This is a genomic window from Vibrio makurazakiensis, from assembly GCF_050337375.1.
In the GTDB taxonomy this organism is placed as follows: Bacteria; Pseudomonadota; Gammaproteobacteria; order Enterobacterales; family Vibrionaceae; genus Vibrio; species Vibrio makurazakiensis.
Genome location: NZ_JAKJSW010000319.1, coordinates 1 through 3418, shown reverse-complemented (window position 1 = coordinate 3418; position 3418 = coordinate 1). Strand labels below are relative to the sequence as shown.

Annotated in this window: 3 protein-coding genes; all 3 read right to left on the bottom strand. The window is 42.5% G+C overall.

Features of this window, described 5'->3' with window-relative positions:
• Positions 1-1644, bottom strand: a 1644-nt coding sequence (phaC, locus tag L4C33_RS20730) for a class I poly(R)-hydroxyalkanoic acid synthase (RefSeq protein ID WP_428814286.1), incomplete at its 3' end; no start/stop codon positions are given.
• Positions 1645-1718: 74 nt separating this feature from the next.
• Positions 1719-2066: a phasin family protein gene (locus L4C33_RS20725; protein ID WP_428814285.1), complete on the bottom strand. Its 348-nt coding sequence runs from the start codon at positions 2064-2066 to the stop codon at positions 1719-1721.
• A 66-nt stretch (positions 2067-2132) separates the two neighbouring features.
• Positions 2133-3344, bottom strand: coding sequence for an acetyl-CoA C-acetyltransferase (locus tag L4C33_RS20720; RefSeq protein WP_428814284.1), 1212 nt, complete (start codon positions 3342-3344; stop codon positions 2133-2135).
• Between the last annotated feature and the right edge of the window lie 74 nt (positions 3345-3418).

Below are 3418 nucleotides of genomic sequence, written 5' to 3'. Positions count from 1 at the left end.
CCAATGCACCCACCATGAACCTTCGTTATGATTTGCATTATTGAGCCACTCATCCGCTGAATCATCTAAGTTATCGTTTAACCAATATCCATATTTTTTCTTGTCTGGATGATTAACGATACCAGCAATATGACCAGACTCACCCAGTACGAAAGTTTTATTACCACCGGTATTCAAAGCACCACGATAGGTACCTTGCCATAGCGCAATATGATCTTCTTTGGCTGAGATGAAATAGATAGGGATCTTTATCTTATTGAGATCAATCCAGACACCACCAATTTTGACACCTTTATCTTGGACAAGTTTATTCTCAAGGTAGAGGTCTCGAAGTAAGAAATTGTGGCACTTAGCCGCGACATTAGTACTGTCACTATTCCAATACAAGAGGTCAAAGTCCATTGGACTACTTCCCTTCAAGTAATTATCAACATAGTAATTCCAGTACAGGCTATTTTCTCTCAACAAACTGAAGGTCACACTAAGCGATCGACCATCCATATAACCTTTAGCCGTATTCTGTTTCTCAATGGCACTTATAATCGTGTCATTAACGTAAGCACCAACTTCTCCCGGCTGAGAGAAATCAAGTAATGTAGTAAAGAACGTCGCCGTTTTAATTCTTTTCTTCATTCGCTTAGCAGCGTAATACGCGACAGTGGAAGCGAGAACGGTGCCACCAATACAATAACCGGCAGCATTAATTTGTTCTTTACCTGTGATGTCTTCAATAGCAGACACCGCTTTAACAACGCCATCTGTAACGTAGTCACCAAATTCGACGTCTTTCTGTTGTTGCCCTGGGTTACGCCAGGACATCATGAACACACTATGCCCCTGCTCAAGTAACCAACGCACCATAGAGTTCTTTTCACGAAGATCTAGGATGTAGTACTTGTTGATAAATGGCGGAACGATCAGAAGCGGTGTTGCGTTAACTTGCGGAGTTTTAGGATGGTATTGAATTAGCTCAAAGAGATCATTTTTGAAAACCACGTCGCCTTCTGTGTTTGCGACATCTTGACCTAGTCTAAAAGCATTGCTGTTCGTCATTCGGATTTTGAGGATATCAGCACTAGATTCAACATCAGCACGAAGCTGTTCAAGCCCATCGAGCAGGTTTTCACCATTTCTTTCCAAAGTGAGCTTTAAAAGCTCAGGGTTCGTAGCAATGAAGTTGCTTGGAGACAACGCATTGATTGCTTGTCGAGAGAAAAATGCGACTCGCTCTTTGGTCTTTTCGTCGATACCTTCGATGGAGTTAATCGTCTCTAAATAGCTTTTGCTGAACAGTAAATAAGATTGCTTGATAAAATTGTAGAACGGATCATTTTTCCAGGCTTCATCTATAAAGCGTTTATCACCACGCTCTTCCGCAATAACACTTTCTGTATTCCCCATTAGCACTGCATTTTGCCAGATTTGCAGTTGCTGCTCCCACCATCGGGACTGCAGCTTCAATAGGTCGGTTGGATGATTGATAGCTTGCTCGAATATCTTTGACGCATCATCAAAGTTTAGTTCTTGCATTGCTTGGTTTAGAGGCGACTGGGCGGCTTCCTTGCTTTGCTCAAAATTGGTCCACCATTGCTGGTTTGTTTGTTGAAGTTTGACAAGGTAGTCCGAAAATAGGTGTTGATACATAACATGACTCCAATAATCGGAAAATCGCCACCAAGTTGGACTAACTAAAGCACCCACTCGATGGCGATTGAAATTTATGCTGGTGTAACAGTTTTCAAGTTTTCAGTTGTTAGTGTCTCAACATCTTCTTTAAACTCTTTCGCCACTGATTGAAGCTTAGAACTGTCACTCATCATTTGTTGAGATAACTGGCTAAGAACCGCAAGTTGTTGACTGTTAAAAGCCGCAATACCTGCAGGATCTTTAATATCTGCAACCGCTTTCATTTGTGCTAAGCCCATATCGGTGTAGGTCTTCATTGCATTCATTTGCAACTCAGTGATCGTTTGAACGTTTTTAGCAACTAGCTTATTGAACTTAAAGTATGGTTCAAATTGCTTTTCAGTTTGGTCTGTGAAAGTTTTAAAAATATCCGTGTACATAAGTTACTCCTGATCATTACATTTAAAGTTAATTAACATTCTGTCTTACTGTTTCAACGGTATTACTTAAGCATTCACGCCTTTCAGTAATACTGCAGTGCCCATTCCCCCACCCACACAGAGTGAAGCCACACCATATTGAGTTTGGTTCTCGATCATTTCATGAATAAGAGAAACGATGRTTCGGTTACCGGATGCCCCTAACGGGTGACCTAATGCAATCGCACCGCCATTAACGTTCACTTTCGATTTAAGCGTTTCTAATGGTAAACCGTGCTTTTCAGATAACTGTTGCRCGACTCCTAACGCTTGCGCAGCGAACGCTTCATTCAATTCAAACAAATCAATGTCTTTCAGGCTTAAATCAGCCTTATCTAGAGCTTTAGTTACTGCTTCTACAGGCCCTAGCCCCATAATTTTTGGATCCAGCCCAGACTGAGCATAAGCAGTCAGTTCAACTAATGGGGTCAGTCCGTATTTTTCAACCGCAGCCTCAGAAGCCAATACAATTGCACTCGCACCATCATTGAGACCTGACGCATTACCTGCGGTTACACTGCCTTCACGGTCAAATGCAGGACGAAGCTTAGATAAACCTTGAAGCGTCGCATCGACTTTTGGGTATTCGTCAGTATCGAACAGAGTCGTGGTTTTACGTTGCTTAACTTCTACTGGAACAATTTGACTTACAAACTTTCCAGCCTCTATTGCAGCAGTTGCTTTTTGCTGACTTTCTAGTGCGTACTCGTCTTGCTCTGCTCTCGAAATACCAAGCGACTTTGCAATATTTTCCGCTGTGACACCCATATGGTAATTATTGAAGGCATCAGTAAGACCATCATTAATAAGCAGGTCGGTCATTGAAATTCCGCCCATCTTATGACCGTTCCGGATACTCGCAGGGACAATAAATGGGATTTGCGACATCACCTCGACACCAGCAGCCACAACCACTTCTGCATCTTTGCTCTTAATGTGGGAAGCCGCATCCATCACCGATTTCATACCACTACCGCAAATCATATTTACGGCATAGGCTGGAACTTCTTCAGAAATCCCTGCACACAGAGACGCTTGTCTCGCGACTCCCATACCTTGACCCGCTGAAATGACATTCCCAACAATAACTTCATCAATCAATTCCACAGGCAGATCAACAGAATCCAGTGCCCCTTTAATCGCAAGACCCGCTAAGTCCCCTGCTTTGATATCTTTAAGTGTTCCCGTAAATGAACCGAGAGGCGTTCTTTTGGCAGCAACAATAAATACTTTTTCCATGACATAACTCCTTGTATAGATACGTGCAGGTTAGTGCATGTATAAGCCGCCATTAACCGACAAAGTTTCACCCG

Coding starts and splice junctions, on each gene's coding strand:
- L4C33_RS20725 (WP_428814285.1), bottom strand. CDS start 2,066: ATGTACACGGATATTTTTAAAACTTTCACAGACCAAACTGAAAAGCAA.